This is a genomic window from Serratia sp. C2(1) (genome assembly GCF_036352655.1).
In the GTDB taxonomy this organism is placed as follows: domain Bacteria; phylum Pseudomonadota; class Gammaproteobacteria; order Enterobacterales; family Enterobacteriaceae; genus Serratia; species Serratia inhibens.
The window spans coordinates 1151974-1168820 of record NZ_JAZFBA010000001.1 but is presented as its reverse complement, the minus strand read 5'-3'; the positions used below and the strand labels follow the sequence as shown (position 1 = coordinate 1168820).

General features: G+C 55.8%; 17 protein-coding genes. 7 read left to right on the top strand and 10 right to left on the bottom strand.

All coding sequences use genetic code 11. From position 1 onward, the window contains the following. The first annotated feature begins 702 nt into the window (after positions 1–702). The gene (argS, locus tag V2S86_RS05400) at positions 703–2433 is read left to right on the top strand and encodes an arginine--tRNA ligase (RefSeq protein ID WP_330761560.1); all 1731 of its coding nucleotides are present in this window, start codon (positions 703–705) and stop codon (positions 2431–2433) included. Between the two features lie 74 nt (positions 2434–2507). Here argS and murJ read toward each other — a convergent pair whose 3' ends face one another. The 4 genes from murJ to rimJ all read right to left on the bottom strand — a co-directional run bounded on the left by murJ (position 2508) and on the right by rimJ (position 6360). Continuing rightward, positions 2508–4043, bottom strand: a complete 1536-nt coding sequence (gene murJ / locus V2S86_RS05395; protein WP_330761559.1) for a murein biosynthesis integral membrane protein MurJ — start codon at positions 4041–4043, stop codon at positions 2508–2510. A gap of 166 nt (positions 4044–4209) precedes the next feature. Further along, entirely contained in the window at positions 4210–5130 is a 921-nt protein-coding gene (locus V2S86_RS05390) for a Gfo/Idh/MocA family protein (RefSeq protein WP_330761558.1), read from the bottom strand. Then, a complete protein-coding gene (locus tag V2S86_RS05385) occupies positions 5123–5767 on the bottom strand; it encodes a YceH family protein (RefSeq protein ID WP_330761557.1) in 645 nt (214 codons plus the stop codon). Before V2S86_RS05385 ends, V2S86_RS05390 begins: the two co-directional genes overlap by 8 nt. Before the next feature lie 8 nt (positions 5768–5775). Next, the gene (gene rimJ / locus V2S86_RS05380; RefSeq protein ID WP_330763156.1) at positions 5776–6360 is read right to left on the bottom strand and encodes a ribosomal protein S5-alanine N-acetyltransferase; all 585 of its coding nucleotides are present in this window, start codon (positions 6358–6360) and stop codon (positions 5776–5778) included. A gap of 345 nt (positions 6361–6705) precedes the next feature. On the opposite strand from rimJ, the gene mdtH reads away from it, so the two are divergent. The 5 genes from mdtH to V2S86_RS05355 all read left to right on the top strand — a co-directional run bounded on the left by mdtH (position 6706) and on the right by V2S86_RS05355 (position 11410). Continuing rightward, entirely contained in the window at positions 6706–7911 is a 1206-nt protein-coding gene (gene mdtH, locus V2S86_RS05375) for a multidrug efflux MFS transporter MdtH (RefSeq protein ID WP_330761556.1), read from the top strand. Positions 7912–7997: 86 nt separating this feature from the next. Beyond that, positions 7998–8246 carry a hypothetical protein gene (locus V2S86_RS05370; protein ID WP_006316788.1) on the top strand — a complete coding sequence of 83 codons (249 nt, stop codon included), beginning with the start codon at positions 7998–8000 and terminating at the stop codon, positions 8244–8246. Between the two features lie 128 nt (positions 8247–8374). Further along, positions 8375–9022 (top strand): glutaredoxin 2, encoded by a 648-nt coding sequence (gene grxB, locus V2S86_RS05365; protein ID WP_330761555.1) that lies wholly within the window; start codon positions 8375–8377, stop codon positions 9020–9022. Positions 9023–9052: 30 nt separating this feature from the next. Further along, complete coding sequence (locus V2S86_RS05360; RefSeq protein WP_330761554.1) at positions 9053–10693, top strand: ABC1 kinase family protein; 1641 nt, start codon at positions 9053–9055, stop codon at positions 10691–10693. A gap of 153 nt (positions 10694–10846) precedes the next feature. Beyond that, on the top strand, positions 10847–11410 hold the full coding sequence (locus V2S86_RS05355; protein ID WP_004945593.1) for a lipoprotein: 564 nt from the start codon (positions 10847–10849) through the stop codon (positions 11408–11410). 82 nt (positions 11411–11492) lie between these two features. Here V2S86_RS05355 and yebF read toward each other — a convergent pair whose 3' ends face one another. The 4 genes from yebF to dbpA form a co-directional block, all read right to left on the bottom strand. Continuing rightward, positions 11493–11852 (bottom strand): protein YebF, encoded by a 360-nt coding sequence (yebF, locus tag V2S86_RS05350; protein WP_330761553.1) that lies wholly within the window; start codon positions 11850–11852, stop codon positions 11493–11495. Between the two features lie 70 nt (positions 11853–11922). Then, positions 11923–12231 carry a N(4)-acetylcytidine aminohydrolase gene (gene yqfB, locus V2S86_RS05345; protein ID WP_330761552.1) on the bottom strand — a complete coding sequence of 103 codons (309 nt, stop codon included), beginning with the start codon at positions 12229–12231 and terminating at the stop codon, positions 11923–11925. A gap of 39 nt (positions 12232–12270) precedes the next feature. Beyond that, positions 12271–12594 (bottom strand): YebG family protein, encoded by a 324-nt coding sequence (locus tag V2S86_RS05340; protein WP_330761551.1) that lies wholly within the window; start codon positions 12592–12594, stop codon positions 12271–12273. An 89-nt stretch (positions 12595–12683) separates the two neighbouring features. Further along, positions 12684–14066 carry an ATP-dependent RNA helicase DbpA gene (dbpA, locus tag V2S86_RS05335; RefSeq protein ID WP_330761550.1) on the bottom strand — a complete coding sequence of 461 codons (1383 nt, stop codon included), beginning with the start codon at positions 14064–14066 and terminating at the stop codon, positions 12684–12686. A gap of 241 nt (positions 14067–14307) precedes the next feature. Here dbpA and purT point away from each other — a divergent pair, with 241 nt between their 5' ends. After that, entirely contained in the window at positions 14308–15486 is a 1179-nt protein-coding gene (gene purT / locus V2S86_RS05330) for a formate-dependent phosphoribosylglycinamide formyltransferase (RefSeq protein ID WP_330761549.1), read from the top strand. 32 nt (positions 15487–15518) lie between these two features. Here the strand turns inward: purT and V2S86_RS05325 are convergent, their stop codons facing one another. Next, positions 15519–15764: a YoaH family protein gene (locus tag V2S86_RS05325; RefSeq protein ID WP_330761548.1), complete on the bottom strand. Its 246-nt coding sequence runs from the start codon at positions 15762–15764 to the stop codon at positions 15519–15521. A gap of 63 nt (positions 15765–15827) precedes the next feature. Then, positions 15828–16835 carry a glycosyltransferase gene (locus tag V2S86_RS05320; protein ID WP_330761547.1) on the bottom strand — a complete coding sequence of 336 codons (1008 nt, stop codon included), beginning with the start codon at positions 16833–16835 and terminating at the stop codon, positions 15828–15830. Positions 16836–16847: the final 12 nt, after the last annotated feature.

Genomic DNA, 16847 nt, shown 5'->3' with positions numbered 1-16847 from the left:
GAATATTCGCAATAATGCATATCTTTTTCTTATGATAGAAGCATTTCAGAGACTATTAACTTAACAAGCCATTTCGAATGCCAAAAACGGATCATTCACACCCGATAACACGACATGAAAACCACAGCATTAACAATATAATACAATAAGATTACAGTGATAAACGGAATGACACATTATTGTTTTTATTGATTTTTACCCTATAAATCGCTGAGACTTATCTTAAAGACCTCTTTAATAATTGCTTATAAAAACCAATTAAGCTACTTTGGGTAAAATCAAAACTTGAGATAATACCTATGTTTCTTTTAATCACATCCTTGCTGTTGATAGTTATTGCCGCATACGCGATATACCGCCATTTCAAATCACGTCGCATTAACACTCTGGACTCCCGACGTCATAACAAAAAGCAGTAGAACTGCTTATTTCGTTTCCTTCTCACCTATTTCTTTTCGCTCCTCTTGACCTTCTCGTACTGCACACACTCTCTTTAAAACACATACTCTCTGTTGGGCGGGCATTTTCAAACCTGCACTTTCGCCTTCTCTCCCGCGCCAACTGCTGACGTAACACATCAGATCGGTTACAATTACAGGCTGTTTTGTGGTGGGCCGCCGTCTTGACGCGCAGCCAGAAAACCACCTTTGAATCCCGCAGGGGCATGGCATACGGCCCCTCGTTCGTCATTAAGGTAACCCGGTGAATATTCAGGTTCTTCTTTCAGATAAAGTCAGCCAGGCGTTGATTGCCGCAGGCGCGCCAGCCGATTGCGAAGCGCAGGTCCGTCAGTCAGCAAAAGCACAATTTGGCGACTATCAGGCCAACGGCGTGATGTCCGTAGCCAAGAAACTCGGCATGCCACCACGCCAGTTGGCGGAAAAAGTGGTACAGCTGCTTGATCTCGGCGACATCGCCAGCAAAGTAGAAATTGCCGGTCCCGGCTTTATTAATATCTTCCTGAACGGCGAATGGGTTGCGCAGCAGGTCGATCAAGTGCTGAGTGCGCCAAAGCTTGGCATTGCACCGGTTAAACAACAAACCATCGTCATCGACTACTCCGCGCCCAACGTGGCGAAAGAGATGCACGTCGGTCACTTGCGTTCGACCATTATCGGCGACGCCGCTGCACGCACTCAGGAATTCCTGGGCCATAAAGTGATCCGCGCCAACCACGTCGGCGATTGGGGCACCCAGTTCGGCATGCTGATTGCCTACCTGGAAAAAATGCAGAATGAAAATGCCAGCGACATGGGCTTGTCCGATCTGGAACAGTTCTATCGTGAAGCGAAGAAACACTACGACGAAGATGCCGATTTCGCCGAACGCGCCCGCGCCTACGTGGTGAAATTGCAGGGCGGCGATCAATACTGCCTGACGATGTGGCGTAAACTGGTCGACATCACCATGGCGCAAAACCAGCTCACCTATAACCGCCTGAATGTCACTCTGACCGAAGACGACGTAATGGGCGAGAGCCTGTATAACGCGATGCTGCCGGGCATCGTCGCCGATCTGAAAGCCAAGGGGCTGGCGGTGGAAAGCGAAGGCGCCACCGTGGTATTTCTCGACGAATACCAGAATAAAGACGGCGAACCTATGGGCGTCATCATCCAGAAGAAGGATGGCGGTTACCTGTACACCACCACCGATATCGCCTGCGCCAAATACCGCTACGAAACGCTGGGCGCAGATCGCGTGCTGTACTACATCGACTCCCGCCAGCACCAGCATCTGATGCAGGCATGGACCATCGTGCGTAAAGCCGGTTACATCCCGGACTCTCTCTCGCTGGAACACCATATGTTCGGCATGATGCTGGGCAAAGACGGCAAGCCGTTCAAAACCCGTGCGGGCGGTACCGTGAGGCTGTCCGACCTGCTGGATGAAGCTATCGATCGCGCCGGCAAACTGATTGCCGAGAAAAACCCGGATATGCCGGCAGAAGAAATGCAGCACCTGGCGAACGTGGTCGGTATCGGCGCGGTCAAATACGCGGATCTGTCAAAAAGCCGTACGACCGACTACATCTTCGACTGGGACAACATGCTGGCGTTTGAGGGGAATACCGCCCCTTATATGCAATATGCCTATACCCGCGTAGCTTCGGTATTCAAACGCGCCGGTCTCGATGAAAGCAATCTGACGCTGCCGCTGGTGATGAGCGAAGAGCGTGAAATTGCGCTGGCGACCCGCCTGCTGCAATTTGAAGAAGTCATCACTACGGTCGCACGCGATGGCACGCCGCACGTGATGTGTACTTACCTGTACGACCTGGCAGGCCTGTTCTCTGGCTTCTACGAACATTGCCAAATCCTGAATGCAGACAGTGAAGAAGCGCGCCAAAGCCGCCTGAAACTGGCATTGTTGACCGCAAGGACGTTGAAAACCGGTCTGGATACGTTGGGTATCGACACTGTCGAACGCATGTAAGACAACGTTTAAAAATGAAAAAGGGTCGCCGAGGCGACCCTTTTTTTGCGCAATGGCTGCCGGGGATCCCCCGTTTATGCCACCCGGCGGGCGAAGTCCCGAGGGCGGAAGCCCAAACCGGCCAACACGCCAAAATAGGCGACCACGCCGGCCACCACCACCACCGCCAGTCGCAGCAGGCGCTCCAGCATGTTGCCCTGATCCCAGGCCGGCATCAGCCACATCACGCCCACCAACACCGCTGACATCACGATCACCGCCATCACCAGTTTGATGAGGAAGGTTGCCCAGCCTGGCTGCGGGTGGAAAATTTTTTGCTTACGCAGCTGCCAGTACAGCAGCGAGGCGTTTAGACAAGCTCCCAACCCAATCGACAGCGAAAGGCCGGCATGCTTTAGCGGGCCAATAAACATCAGATTCATCACCTGCGTCATGATCAGCGTGATAATGGCGATTTTCACCGGTGTTTTAATGTCCTGCCGCGAATAAAAGCCCGGCGCCAGTACCTTCACCACGATCAATCCCATCAAGCCTATCGAGTACGCCACCAGCGCACGCTGGGTCATGGCCGCATCGAAGGCGCTGAACTTGCCGTACTGGAACAGCGATACGGTCAGGGGTTTGGCCAATATCCCCAGTGCGATAGCGCTCGGCAGCGCCAGCAGGAAGCACAAACGCAGCCCCCAATCCATCAGGCGCGAATACTCATCGTGGTTACCGCTGGAAAAACTCCTGGCCAGCGACGGCAGCAGGATGGTACCCAACGCCACGCCCAGCACGCCGGAAGGAAACTCCATCAGACGATCGGCATAGTACATCCAGGATACCGAGCCCGAGACCAGGAACGAGGCGAAAATGGTGTTGATAATCAGCGAGATCTGGCTTACCGAAACGCCAAAGATCGCCGGCCCCATTTGGCGCATCACCCGCCATACGCCGGCATCGCCCAGTTTGAGGCGCGGCAATACCAGCATGCCGATCTTTTTCAGGTGTGGGAGCTGGTAGCCCAGTTGCAGCACGCCTCCCACGACCACCGCCCAGGCCAGCGCCAGCACCGGTGGGTTGAAATAAGGTGCGGCAAACAGCGCAAAGCCAATCATACTGACGTTCAACAGCGTCGGCGCAAAGGCCGGGATCGAAAAACGGTTCCAGGTGTTGAGGATCGAACCCACCAGAGAAGCCAGTGAAATCAGCAGAATATAGGGGAAAGTGATGCGCAGCAGCGACGACGTCAGCGCGAACTTGTCCGGCGAATCGGCGAAACCCGGCGCGGTAATGTAGATCACCCAAGGGGCAGCCAGCATCCCCAATACGGTGACCACCGCCAGCACCAGCGTGAGCAAGCCGGAAACGTAGGCGACGAAAGTGCGAGTCGCCTCCTCACCCTGCTGGGTTTTGTATTCGGCCAGGATCGGCACAAAGGCCTGAGAAAATGCGCCTTCGGCAAAAATACGGCGCAACAGGTTAGGCAGTTTGAACGCCACGAAGAAGGCATCCGTCGCCATACCGGCACCAAACACGCGCGCCACTATGGCGTCACGGGCAAAGCCCAGCACCCGTGAAAACATCGTCATAGAGCTCACGGCGGCCAGTGATTTTAGTAGGTTCATGTGGTTGTCTGATGTGTCCCGTAAATGTCGACGCCTGCATCAGCAGGCGTCCGTAAAACTAGCGGATAAGTTTACGCATCCACAGCAGAATAGCTACCGCCATATGTTACATGGAGTTATAGGCACATCCCGCAATAGCGCGTGCGCCCCACGCTGGGGCGTCGCCTTACAAACCGGCATCCTGCAGCAGCCGTTCAATCACCCGCTGAGCGGCGATGGCCTGTTCCCCGGCCGTTTCCGGCACGGTTTGGTTGCTGACAGACGCGATAAAATGCCGGATGGCGCCGTCAAAACCGCGCTGCGCCAGGGTAGTTTGCCAACCGGCCAGCGGTTGCTCCAGCAAGCCCTGCGGATCTTCCCGCAACCATTGTCGCATATCGTTCACCTGATACACGGCGCCCTCGGCCACCGCCTGCACGCTTTCGCGCTGGCTACCGGCCCGGCGATGCATGCTGGTGGTCACCAGCGTTTCGCCGCAGGCAAAGTGGTGTTCGGCATACAGCAGTTCACCGGCATCTGTGGCACGCAGGCTGCCACTGAGTAACTGCCCCTCACATCCCCCCAGCCACAGCGCGGTATCGACCACGTGCAAATAATCGTCCAACAAGGTAAAACGCAGGCCGTTTGGCCCGACGCTGTCGGCCCGGTGCTTATCCATGCGAATCGACGCCGGCCGTTGCATTTCCTGTTTCAACTGGCGGTACACGGGGGAAAAACGGCGGTTAAAACCCACCATCAGCGTTTTGCGCTGCTTCTCGGCCAAGGCGATCAACTGCTCGCCCTGCTCCAGGGTCTCCGCCAGCGGTTTATCGACATAAACATGCACGCCATGACGCAGCAGTTCGCTTATCACCTGAAAATGGCTGGCAGTGCTACTGTGAACAAATACCGCGTCACACTGCTGCGCCAGGCTATCCAGGCTGGAAAAACAGGCCATGCGGTAGCTGTCGCATATCGGCTGCGCTTTTTGCTGATTAGGGGAAAAGCCGCCGACCAACGTCCAATCCGCTGCCAGAGAGAGGATCGGCAGATAGGCTTTTTGCGCGATGCCCCCCAGACCCACTACGCCAACGCGTAATTTAGTCATGCTGCCCCCGAGCCAGTAACGCCTGCAACTGTTGTTTCAATTCTGCGACTTCGCTTTCCAGCACGCTGACGCGCCCACTCAATTCAGCGTCATCGATCGCCGCAACCTCCGCCGCCGCCTCATCAATCGGGCCGCTGAACAGATGCATAAAGCGGCTTTCGCGCTTGCCCGGCTCCCGCGCCAAACGCACGACAAACGGGCCATCCTCCCGGGCGCTTAATTGCTGCAGTACCTGCTCCACTTCAGAGACATCGCTGAATTCATGCATGCGATTGGTACGGGTACGCAGTTCACCGGGGGTTTGCGCCCCGCGCAGCAACAGGGTGGCTATCACCGCCAGTTCGGCGGCAGACAGCTTCAGTTGACCGAATTCCGAATTGCAAAAGCGGTGCTCATACTTGACCACCCGGTTACCGAAACCGCTCAGAGTACGGATAAAATGTTTTTTCAGCAGCAGGTCGAGAACCTGCTGCACTTCGCTTTCCGTCAGATCCATCACCGGTTCGCGGTTGGTTTTCTGGTTGCACGCGAGGGTGATCCCATTCAGGGAGAGAGGATACTGGTCCGGCGTGGTTACCTGTTTTTCCAGCAGGCAGCCAATCACTCGGGCTTCTTTAGCGCTTAATTCGTATTTCATTTTTGCTCTCAGCGTGGCGGTAGCCATTCTTTATTGGTGAATGCCGTCAGGACGTGATCCTGCCACTGCCCGTCGATCAGCAGATAATCCTTGGCATAACCTTCACGTTCAAATCCCAGACGAGTGAGCAGCGCGCCGCTGCGCTGATTGTGCGGCATATAGTTGGCCATAATGCGGTGCATGCGCTGTTGACGCAGCATATAGCGGATCGCAGACTGCAGGGCTTCATACATCAAGCCCTGCCCTTGCCACTTTTCAGCCAGCGAATAGCCGAGAAAACAGGCATGAAACGAACCGCGCAGTACGTTGCTGAAGTTCGCCACGCCCCGCACTTCATTTTCTTCCGGATCGAGCAGGATAAAATAGTAAGCGCTGCCCTGCTTTTGCATTTCCGTGATCATCCCCAGCCGCGCCTGCCAGCCGGAAGGATAACAATGGCTTTCATCCCGCACCGGTTCCCAGGGCTTCAGGAAAGCCCGGTTCTCGGCATAGTATTCCGCCATACGGTAAGCGTCGCGTTCATGAACCAAACGCACGACCTGTCGGTCGGTGATGAGACGTACTTTCGGTGATGCAGAGCGGTAGCCAAACATCATTTCCCCCGCGGTCAGAACGGTTCGATAAGAAGTATTTATTGGGTGCGCGTCCGGATAATAATCCCGTAACGATCATATCCTGAGCCATTATTTTTCAACGACCGGCGCAGAACCGCACTTCCCCTCATTTAATATAACCGTAGCCTGCCCTGGAGGTAAAACCCCGACAGCTCAGTAAATAAGCGATTAATCATTTTACGGCTATTTTCGTGCTGTTTTGCCGTACGGGTAACGTATTGACGATAAAAAATATTATCTACCTCGCCCCTATCGGCCTCAGGCGATTGGGTACAAACTAGACGGGTCACTCTCCTCTCCCTACTTAATTGCTCGTGGTGAAGCATGTCTCTGGTATCGCAAGCTCGGAGCTTGGGTAAATATTTCCTGTTACTCGATAATTTGTTAGTGGTTTTGGGCTTCTTTGTGGTCTTTCCGCTTATTTCGATCCGCTTTGTCGATCAACTCGGCTGGGCTGCGGTAGTGGTTGGCGTCGCCCTGGGTTTACGGCAGTTGATTCAGCAAGGGTTGGGGATCTTCGGCGGCGCGATAGCCGACCGGTTCGGCGCCAAACCGATGATCGTCACCGGCATGCTGATGCGTGCGGCAGGCTTCGCCACCATGGCGATGGCCGATCAGCCTTGGCTGCTGTGGTTCTCTTGCGCCCTTTCCGCACTCGGTGGCACGCTGTTTGATCCGCCGCGTACCGCGCTGGTGATTAAGCTCACCCGCCCGCATGAACGCGGTCGCTTTTACTCTCTGTTGATGATGCAAGACAGCGCCGGCGCAGTGATTGGTGCCCTGATCGGCAGTTGGCTGTTGCAATATGATTTCCACTTTGTTTGCTGGGTTGGCGCGGCCATTTTCGTGCTGGCGGCCGGTTGGAACGCCTGGCTGCTGCCGGCTTACCGTATTTCCACCGTCCGCGCCCCGATGAAAGAAGGCATGATGCGCGTGCTGCGCGACCGCCGTTTCCTGACTTATGTGCTGACGCTGACCGGCTACTACATGCTGTCGGTTCAGGTGATGCTGATGTTGCCTATCGTGGTCAATGAAATCGCCGGCTCGCCGGCAGCGGTAAAATGGATGTATGCCATTGAGGCCGCGCTGTCGCTGTCACTGCTCTACCCACTGGCACGCTGGAGCGAAAAGCGTTTTCGCCTGGAACAGCGGTTGATGGCAGGCCTGCTGCTGATGACCCTCAGCCTGCTGCCCGTCGGCCTGGCGACCAGCCTGCAAGGCGTCTTCATCCTGATCTGCTGCTTCTACCTCGGTTCCATCATCGCCGAACCGGCGCGGGAAACCCTCAGCGCCTCATTGGCGGATCCGCGCGCACGCGGTAGCTATATGGGATTCAGCCGCCTCGGCCTGGCGTTGGGTGGCGCGATCGGTTACACCGGCGGCGGTTGGATGTACGACACCGGACGGACGATGAACATGCCCGAACTGCCGTGGATCCTGTTGGGTATCGTGGGTTTTATGACCCTGTTCGCTCTGTACTGGCAGTTCAATCCGCGCACTGCCGCACCGGCGATCCTGCGCGGCGGCTGAGTTTTTTCTCTAAGTTGCCAGAAAATCAGCCGAATTTCCCAGAGCTGCTATCCTGATAGTAAAAACGGGAACAGGAGAAGTTGGCAATGACAGATGAAGAAAAATTACCTCAACTACTGGAACACATGGTACTTAACTTGCGCATGATCTACGCGCGCTCAACGTTGGTAGAAAAAGCGCTGGCTCATATCATTGCTGAAAATGCCACTTTGAAAAGTGACATCATCAAACAGTTGCAGATAGTCAACGCAGCCAACGAGCGCGATAAAATCGATTTGGAAGAGGCGCGTACACACCTGATAGACGTCATCAATTCAGTGCCGACCAAAAAATAATCTCTGCTATGGCCCGTGCGTAATGCGCGGGCCACGCCACAATAACGCACCTTCCAACACAACTCTTCGCGACAGCCTCCGTATGCTGTGATAACTATTGCTGTTCAAACCTGACAACCGGAGCAAGCATGAAACTGTTTATCTACGATCATTGCCCATTCTGCGTTAAAGCCCGCATGATTTTCGGCCTGAAGAATCTGCCTGTCCGCCTCGTCACCTTGCTGAACGATGATGAAGCCACCCCCATCAGCATAATTGGCAAGAAAATGGCGCCCATTCTGCAAAAAGACGATGGCAGTTATCTGCCGGAAAGCATGGATATCGTACGCTACGTCGATAACCTCGACGGCCGGCCGCTGCTGACCGGTAAAACCAACCCGGCCATCGCCGACTGGCTGCAACGGGTCGGTGCTTACTCCGCAAAATTACTGCTGCCGCGCATTGCCAATGCCGATTTCGAAGAGTTCGCCACTGACAGCGCACGCCAATACTTTACCCGCAAGAAACAGGCCTCGATCGGTGATTTTGCCGAGCATCTGGCCAACAGCGCCGATCTCATTGCTGAGCTGGAGATCGATCTCCAGGCGCTTTCCGGCCTGATTGTCGCCCCTGATGCGGTGAATGGCACCTTGTCGGAAGATGACATTCAGCTGTTTCCGTTGCTGCGTTCTTTGTCGATCGTCGCCGGGGTTGCGCTACCGGAAAACGTTGAGGCCTACCGCAACCATATGGCGCAGCTCAGTGATGTTCCACTGCTGCTCGATATGGAACAGTAAGCCCTTTCGCAATAAGGATATAGCGCGCATATGCTGAAAATGGTGTTGGTCACCGCCCGCGACCGGGCACGACTGAAAGAAATTTCCTCGGTGTTAATCCGCTACGGATTACAGGATATCATTCGCCTGCTGGGCTTGGGCTCCCTGCTGAGCGGTGCCGAAAACGGGGGTGTTCAACCAGACAACCAAACCTTGCCGGTGCGTTTGCGCGCCGCGCTGGAGGCGCTGGGGCCCACCTTTGTCAAATTCGGGCAAATTCTGGCTACCCGTTCGGACCTGCTTGACTCAAGTTGGACCGACGAACTTGATCGCTTGCACAGCCAGGCGTCTACCCTGCAGTGGCGCGAGCTGGCGGCGCAAGTCACGGCCGATCTGGGCGCCGATCCCCATACCCTGTTTGCCGAATTTGACAGCACGCCGCTGGCCGCCGCCTCGATGGCGCAAATTTACCGCGCACGCCTGCACAGCGGCGAAGCGGTGGTGATCAAGGTGCTGCGGCCGGGCCTGGCGAAAACCATTCACGCCGATTTACGCCTGCTGACTTATCTGGCGGAAACCGTTGAACAGCAAAGCCCGGCGCTGGCCCGTCACCGCCCCCGCCAGATGGTGCGAGCGCTGGCGACCGCACTCAATCACGAACTGGACTTGACCCACGAAGGCAATAACTGCGAGCGGATGGCGGAACATTTTGCCCAGCAGCCGGAGGTGGCAATCCCGAAGATTTACTGGCAATGGTCGTCAAAACGCCTGCTGGTTCAGGAATTCTTGCCGGGCATAGCGCCGGAGAACCCGCAGCAGTTGGCGGCGGCCGGGTTTGACGGCCCATTACTGGCGCAACGCGGCGCACAAGCTTTTATGAAAATGGTGCTGGAGCATCGCCTTTACCACGCCGACCCTCATCCCGGCAACGTCATGGCGTTAGCGGGTAACCGCGTCGGTTTTATCGATTTCGGCATGGTGGGGCAGCTTTCCGAACGGCGTCGCAATCAACTGTTACTTCTGTTGCAGTCCATCGCTGAACGCGAGTCCGGTGGCATCGTTAATACCCTGATTGCCTGGTCGGATAGCGATCCGCTGGATCTGTTGGATCTGGAACTGGCGGCGCAAAACTTCCTCGATAAGCAAGCCTCCGCCACCCTGACGTTAGGCAAGGCGTTGACCGATCTGCTGGTAATGGCACGTGAGCACCAACTGGCGATGCCGCCGGACCTGGTGCTGCTGTTCAAGGCGTTGATCACCGCAGACGGCGTGCTGCACCGGCTCGATCCCAACTTTGACATTATCGCCACGTTAAAACCCATGCTGCAGCAGGTGATGTTGCAGCGTTACTCCCCCGATGCCGTGCAGCGGCGCATGCTGGCGTTGGGTGCAGAAGTGCTGGATGCCGGTGAAGAGATCCCGCAAACCCTGCGGCTGATGATGCGCCGTATGAAGCGGGGTCAAATCGGCGCCGACATCAACGTCAAGAATATCGATCAGCTGAGCAAAGCGCTGGAACGGGCCGCGGTCACGCTGGCTATCGCCATTGTTACCGCAGCCTTCGCGCTGGGGCTTTCCCCCTACCTGATGCACGCTTCGCTGCGGCTTTGGGGCATTCCGCTGTTTCCCGCGTTGGGTGGGCTGGCCTGTTTGAGCGGCGTACTGTTGCTGGCGCTGCGTCTGCGGCGCTGAGCAGTTTCAGCGTTATCCGATAGGTGATGCCCTCTTTCACGCGCACTATCATTCTGTTTGCCACCGCCAGGGATTTCCCTCGCAGGCGGTGACCGTTTATAATGACAAATCAATTATCTGCAGCATTTTGTTGGCAGTAGCTATGAGGCACAAATGAAGAAGATTCTGATGGGCGCGGCCGCCCTGCTGTTCGCCGGCGTATTGGCCGGTTGTAATCAACTCACTCAATACACGCTCAGCGAACAGGAAGTGAATGATTACCTGCAAAAGCACAACGATTATCAGAAGCAAATCGGCGTGCCGGGGCTGTTGGATGCCAATATTGTGCTGACTCAGTTAAAAAGCCAGATTGGCCGCAGTGAGCCGGGCAAGGTCACCCTTTCCGGCGATGCCAAGGTGAATATCAGCTCGATCCTCGGCCCGCAGACGGCCGACCTGAAACTGACGCTGAAGGCGCAGCCGGTCTATGACCGTGAGCAAGGTGCGGTATTCCTGAAGGACATGGAGCTGACCGACTATAGCGTGCAACCGGAAAAAATGCAGACGGTGATGAAAGCGCTGACCCCCTATCTGAATCAGTCGCTGAAATCCTACTTCGATCAAAAACCGGCCTACGTGCTGAACCCGGATAATAGCAAGACCGAAGCGCTGGCGAAGAAGCTGGCAAAAGGGCTGGAAGTGAAGCCCGGTGAACTGGTTATTCCGTTCACCGACTAAGGTAAATCGCTAAAACTAAAAAACCCGCTGACAAGGCGGGTTTTTTAGTTTTCAGGCAGGCGATAGCCTGAAAGCAGTGGCGTTACTGCGGTTCGCTGTAGCTGATTTCACCCGCGTTGCAGTCAAGGGTCACGTTATAGGTTTTATCCTGCTTGGTACCCCGTACCCTCAACGGCACCTGCCAGATCGCGTCCTTGCCGGTGATGGCTTCCGGGCTGATCCAGGCTATCGGGGTGGCCGTACCCAGCAACTTTTTATCCGATGCCCAGCGCGTGATGCGGTTCTGCAGATAATCGCGTTTTACCTGAGCGGCGACGTCTACCGGTTGCAGGCCGCTACATTGCGCCACTTTGGCCGTGCGCTGCTCCTGTGCCTGTACCGTCGTTGTCAAACCTGCCATGGTCAGCAGCGCTACGGCCACACTCAGTCCCGTTCTTTTCATATGCCCTCCTGTGTGATTAACACTATCCATGGGCATTTGCCTCCTGGCTCACAACAGGTCTGGCAAAGGATCAGCGTTTTACAAAGCTGATGACAAACAGCTCATCCAACCCCGGATAGATTTCCTTGATCACCTGCTTCAGCTCGCTGAGCGACATATTTTCCTGTTTGGCATGCTGTTCGGTTAGCGCATCCAGGTGAACCGGCGTGACTGACAGCACTTCAATAAAGCAGAAAAATACGCCATCTTCATTACGGCTAACGCGCAATACCTCACCGGGCTGAAAGTGGGATTCACTGGCGTCCCGGAGAGTAATCGTCTTGAGCCCGGCCAAAATGTCTTGCTCAAAGCGACTGAAGAAAGTTATTTCACGGGTCATTCTAGATCCTTTTTCATCACATTGCCGCAACATAAGTCATTATGCCGCCTGCTTTTCTGACGCAGATCCCTCTTTTGAGGTAGCGACGGATTTTTCCGTTTTCTCTTTGGCCGGTTTCTTCGGTGCTTCCGCCGGCGCGGCGCCACGCAGAATCTGCCCCAGCGCGTCTTTATGCTCCGCCAGGAAGAAGCTCAGCCCTTCACGCTGCTCGTCATCCAGGTTCAAAGGCGCCTGCTGCAGCCATTCACCGAGGCTGTCCGCCAGATCCAGCATTTTGTCGTAAGCATCGGCTTCTTTCTTGGTTGCGAAAGTCATCTTTTCCTCACCGTTTCTCACCACCACATATTTTACTTCAACGGCCATGTGTGCATTCCTCAAAGGTTAGAATACTGTATTTTTATACAGTATAAGGTGATTTTACGCAGGGATGCAAGGCGCACCCCTGACGCGAATTATTTCAACAACCGCACCTTGCAGTTCTTGCCTTTGATTTTGCCCTGCTGAAGCTGTTGCAGCGCCCTGCGAGCACTGGCCTTGCGGATCGCCACATAGGCGTGTACCGGGAACATGTCGATTTTCCCCACTTCAGCGGCCGTCAACCCGGCGTCGCCGGTCAAGGCACCGAGAATGTCGCCAGGGCGAATTTTGGCTTTGCGCCCGCCGTCGATGCACAGGGTGACCATTTCGGCCTCCAGCGTGGTATTGGAAGCACCGCTCAATTCAGACACCGGCGCCCAGGTGACCGCCTTGCGCTGGTACTCCTCGACCGCATGCGCACGCTCCATCTCCTGCGGCGTACACAGGGTGATCGCCAGGCCGTTCAGGCCCGCGCGGCCAGTACGGCCAATACGGTGTACGTGTACTTCCGGATCAAATGCCAGCTCATAGTTGACGACCAGCTCCAGCTCTTTGATATCCAGCCCACGAGCGGCTACGTCGGTCGCTACCAGCACCCGGCAACTGCGGTTGGCAAAACGCACCAGCACCTGATCGCGATCGCGCTGTTCCAAATCGCCATGCAGCGCCGATACGCTGATACCACGGGCTTCCAGCGCTTCATATACGCTCTGGCAATCGCGCTTGGTGTTGCAGAACACCACGCAGGAAGAAGGCTGATAATGACGAATGGCGGACACCAGCACCGCCGGGCGCTGATCGCGGGTAGTCTCGTAAAAGCGTTGTTCAATGGAGGTCTGATCGTCGCCATCGTCCACTTCCACATTCAACGGCTCACGCTGCACGCGGGCGCTGATACGCTCAATACCGCTCGGATAGGTCGCCGAGAACAACAGAGTCTGGCGCTGCGGCGGGGTGTAACTGATCACGTCGTCGATGTCATCGGCAAAGCCCATGTCCAGCATGCGATCGGCTTCATCCAACACCAGCACTTTCAATTCATCCAGCACCAGCGTTTTCTTGCGCAAATGCTCCTGAAGACGCCCCGGCGTGCCCACCACGATATGCGGCGCATGCACCAGCGAATCAAGCTGTGGCCCCATTGGCTGGCCGCCGCACAGGGTAAGGATTTTGATGTTCTGGGTGAAACGCGCCAGCCGGCGCAACTCTTTGCTTACCTGGTCAGCCAGTTCGCGTGTCGGGCACAAGATCAACGCCTGTGTCGCCACCTGGGAAACATTGATTTTGTCCAGCAGGCCGATACCGAACGCCGCCGTTTTACCGCTGCCGGTTTTTGCTTTGGCACGAACGTCCTGCCCTTTCAGGATGGCGGGCAACGCGGCGGCCTGCACCGGCGTCATTTCGGCGTACCCCAGTTCGTTGAGGTTGGCCAACTGTTCGGCTGGCAGCGGCAGGGAAGAAAAAGATACTGTGCTCACGGCGATAACTCTTATATGGCAAATGGAATGGCGGCGCACCCACGGGTTGGCGCCGAATCAGCCGCAGATGATAACAGAGATAGTAGGGTTTACGGATTTCACGCATAAAAAAAGCCGCCGGGCAGGTTTTTTGGGCAATAACGTCGCCCTCCGTCTCCCCTCCTGCATGCGCAAACGTTTTCGTATATACTGCACACCCATTATCAGACCGCGTTAAATCCACAGATCCAGGTACGAGACTATGTTAACTATTGGAACCGCCCTGCGCCCGTCAGCCACCCGCGTCATGCTGCTCGGCTCCGGCGAATTGGGTAAAGAAGTTGCCATCGAATGCCAGCGTTTAGGACTGGAAGTGATTGCCGTAGACCGCTATGCGGACGCCCCGGCCATGCACGTGGCGCACCGCAGCCACGTCATCAATATGCTGGACGGCAACGCGCTGAAAGCCCTGATTGAACAGGAACGCCCCGATTACATCGTGCCGGAGATCGAAGCCATCGCCACCAGCATGCTGGTTGAATTGGAGCAACAAGGACACCGCGTAGTGCCCTGTGCCAAAGCGACTCGCCTGACCATGAACCGTGAAGGTATCCGCCGTCTGGCCGCTGAAACCCTGGGCCTACCGACCTCCAGCTACCGCTTTGCCGACGGCGAAGAAGCCTTCCGGCAGGCCGTCGCCGAAATTGGCTATCCGTGTATTATCAAACCGGTCATGAGTTCCTCCGGTAAGGGCCAGAGCCTAATCCGCAGCCCGGAGCAGTTGAAAACCGCCTGGGATTATGCCCAACAGGGCGGCCGCGCCGGCGGCGGGCGAGTGATTGTCGAAGGGCTGGTGAAGTTTGATTTTGAAATTACCCTGTTGACCATCAGTGCGATCGACGGTGTCCATTTCTGTGCGCCAATAGGCCACCGCCAGGAGGACGGAGATTATCGTGAATCGTGGCAACCGCAACGGATGAGCGAGCTGGCATTGAACCGTGCGCAGGAGATTGCGCAAAACGTGGTGCAGGCGTTAGGCGGATTCGGTCTGTTCGGCGTTGAATTGTTCGTCTGCGGCGATGAAGTGATCTTCAGCGAGGTGTCACCGCGCCCGCACGATACCGGCATGGTGACGTTGATCTCGCAGGATCTGTCCGAATTCGCCCTGCACGTTCGCGCCTTCCTTGGTCTGCCCATTGGCGCTATTCGTCAGTTCGGCCCTTCGGCCTCGGCGGTGATCCTGCCACAGATGACCAGCAGCGATCTGCGCTTCAGCGGTTTGGATCGCGCACTGACCGGCTACAATCAGCTGCGTTTGTTCGGCAAGCCGGAAATTAACGGGCAACGCAGGATGGGTGTGGCACTGGCAACGGCGGAAAATGTAGAGCATGCAGTGGCGCTAGCCAAGCAGGCTGCCGCCGCGGTAGTGATTGAGGGGTAAACGTTGGGGCCGGCTTGCCGGCCCCTGCTACATCAATAGTTTTCGTCTTCTTCCGAATCGTCGTCAGCCTGCTCGTCCGGCCTTTCCTGATAATCTTCGTCTTCGTCTTCGTCATCAAACAGAACGCTAACCTGGTCGCCCTGGTGTTTTTCGCGGATTTCCTGCGCGACGCGCGCGATGGCTTCACCACTGCTCATGCCTTGTCCCATCAACAGATGGATACGGTCCGCAGCTTCCTGCTGCTCTTGGTGACTCAATGACGGCATACCTGCAAGCATGTGTTTCTCTCCGGCAAAATGGAGGGGGATTATACGCCTTAAACCGGCGGATCCCAACGCCTGTTATTCGGCGGCGGGCTGCGAGCAATGATCGCCGCCTTGCCACTGTTTCAGGCGATGCAACCACAACATAACGTGCCAGTTCTGCTTGAGACCGCGCGCGTTAGCCGCCATGGTTCGATCAATGCCACGCTGATAAAACTCCTCGGTGATTCGGCACTGCGCCGCCAGTTCAGGCTCCCGACGAATACTGTGGCAAATACCCAACGCCTCGCGGGCAATCTGCCAGTGAAACGCCGGCCGAATAACCATTTTTCCGGCATAACGTTGGTTAAGCACCACCAGCATTTCCACTATTTTCATATAGTGCCGCTGGTATTCCACGTTCGCCTTGCCGGTGCGGCGGCGATTGCTGATGGATTGATCGTGCACCCGTTGCCGATACAAGGCTTTGCTGAGGTACTTGACCCGTTGCGCATTAAACATCACTTCGGTGGTCCAGGGAATATCCTGGTGATGCAAACCCGGCTCGAAATACAACTGATGCCGTTTAATAAAATCAAGGCGATACACCGCCAACCAAACCACATGGATAAACTTTCTTGTTTTCAACGCACGATCCAACCATTGCGCCCCGCTAATTACGCCGGTGTCGCCCAGTCGATTTTGCGGAATAATCGGTTGCAATTCATCTCCATGGGTAAAATAACGCTCCCCATTACACTGCATGACATCTAATTGTTCTTGTTCGGCCAGGGCCACTAACGTTGAATACATTTCAGGTGCCAATACATCATCAGCGTCCGGAAACGCCACATATTTCCCCTGCGCAATGGCCAGGCCCGCATTGCGCGCGCAGGAAACACCGGAATTAGGTTGGTCGATCACGGTAATATGCGGATGCAGTCGCGCATAGCGGTGGGCGGCGGCGCCGGAGCCATCGGTAGAGCCGTCATTGACGATGATCACCTCCAGCCGTTGTTCATCCTGGGCCAGCAGAGACGCCATAAAAGGCTCGAACAGTTCACCCGCGTTATGCAGCGGGACAATGACACTCAACATTAAGGGCATAGGCAGCTCTTC

Excerpts from the sequence above, each read along its gene's own strand:
- murJ (WP_330761559.1), bottom strand. The coding sequence starts at position 4,043 with ATGAACCTACTAAAATCACTGGCCGCCGTGAGCTCTATGACGATGTTT.
- V2S86_RS05390 (WP_330761558.1), bottom strand. The coding sequence starts at position 5,130 with ATGACTAAATTACGCGTTGGCGTAGTGGGTCTGGGGGGCATCGCGCAA.
- V2S86_RS05385 (WP_330761557.1), bottom strand. The coding sequence starts at position 5,767 with ATGAAATACGAATTAAGCGCTAAAGAAGCCCGAGTGATTGGCTGCCTG.
- rimJ (WP_330763156.1), bottom strand. The coding sequence starts at position 6,360 with ATGTTTGGCTACCGCTCTGCATCACCGAAAGTACGTCTCATCACCGAC.
- mdtH (WP_330761556.1), top strand. The coding sequence starts at position 6,706 with ATGTCTCTGGTATCGCAAGCTCGGAGCTTGGGTAAATATTTCCTGTTA.
- V2S86_RS05370 (WP_006316788.1), top strand. The coding sequence starts at position 7,998 with ATGACAGATGAAGAAAAATTACCTCAACTACTGGAACACATGGTACTT.
- grxB (WP_330761555.1), top strand. The coding sequence starts at position 8,375 with ATGAAACTGTTTATCTACGATCATTGCCCATTCTGCGTTAAAGCCCGC.
- V2S86_RS05360 (WP_330761554.1), top strand. The coding sequence starts at position 9,053 with ATGCTGAAAATGGTGTTGGTCACCGCCCGCGACCGGGCACGACTGAAA.
- V2S86_RS05355 (WP_004945593.1), top strand. The coding sequence starts at position 10,847 with ATGAAGAAGATTCTGATGGGCGCGGCCGCCCTGCTGTTCGCCGGCGTA.
- yebF (WP_330761553.1), bottom strand. The coding sequence starts at position 11,852 with ATGAAAAGAACGGGACTGAGTGTGGCCGTAGCGCTGCTGACCATGGCA.
- yqfB (WP_330761552.1), bottom strand. The coding sequence starts at position 12,231 with ATGACCCGTGAAATAACTTTCTTCAGTCGCTTTGAGCAAGACATTTTG.
- V2S86_RS05340 (WP_330761551.1), bottom strand. The coding sequence starts at position 12,594 with ATGGCCGTTGAAGTAAAATATGTGGTGGTGAGAAACGGTGAGGAAAAG.
- purT (WP_330761549.1), top strand. The coding sequence starts at position 14,308 with ATGTTAACTATTGGAACCGCCCTGCGCCCGTCAGCCACCCGCGTCATG.
- V2S86_RS05325 (WP_330761548.1), bottom strand. The coding sequence starts at position 15,764 with ATGCTTGCAGGTATGCCGTCATTGAGTCACCAAGAGCAGCAGGAAGCT.
- V2S86_RS05320 (WP_330761547.1), bottom strand. The coding sequence starts at position 16,835 with ATGCCCTTAATGTTGAGTGTCATTGTCCCGCTGCATAACGCGGGTGAA.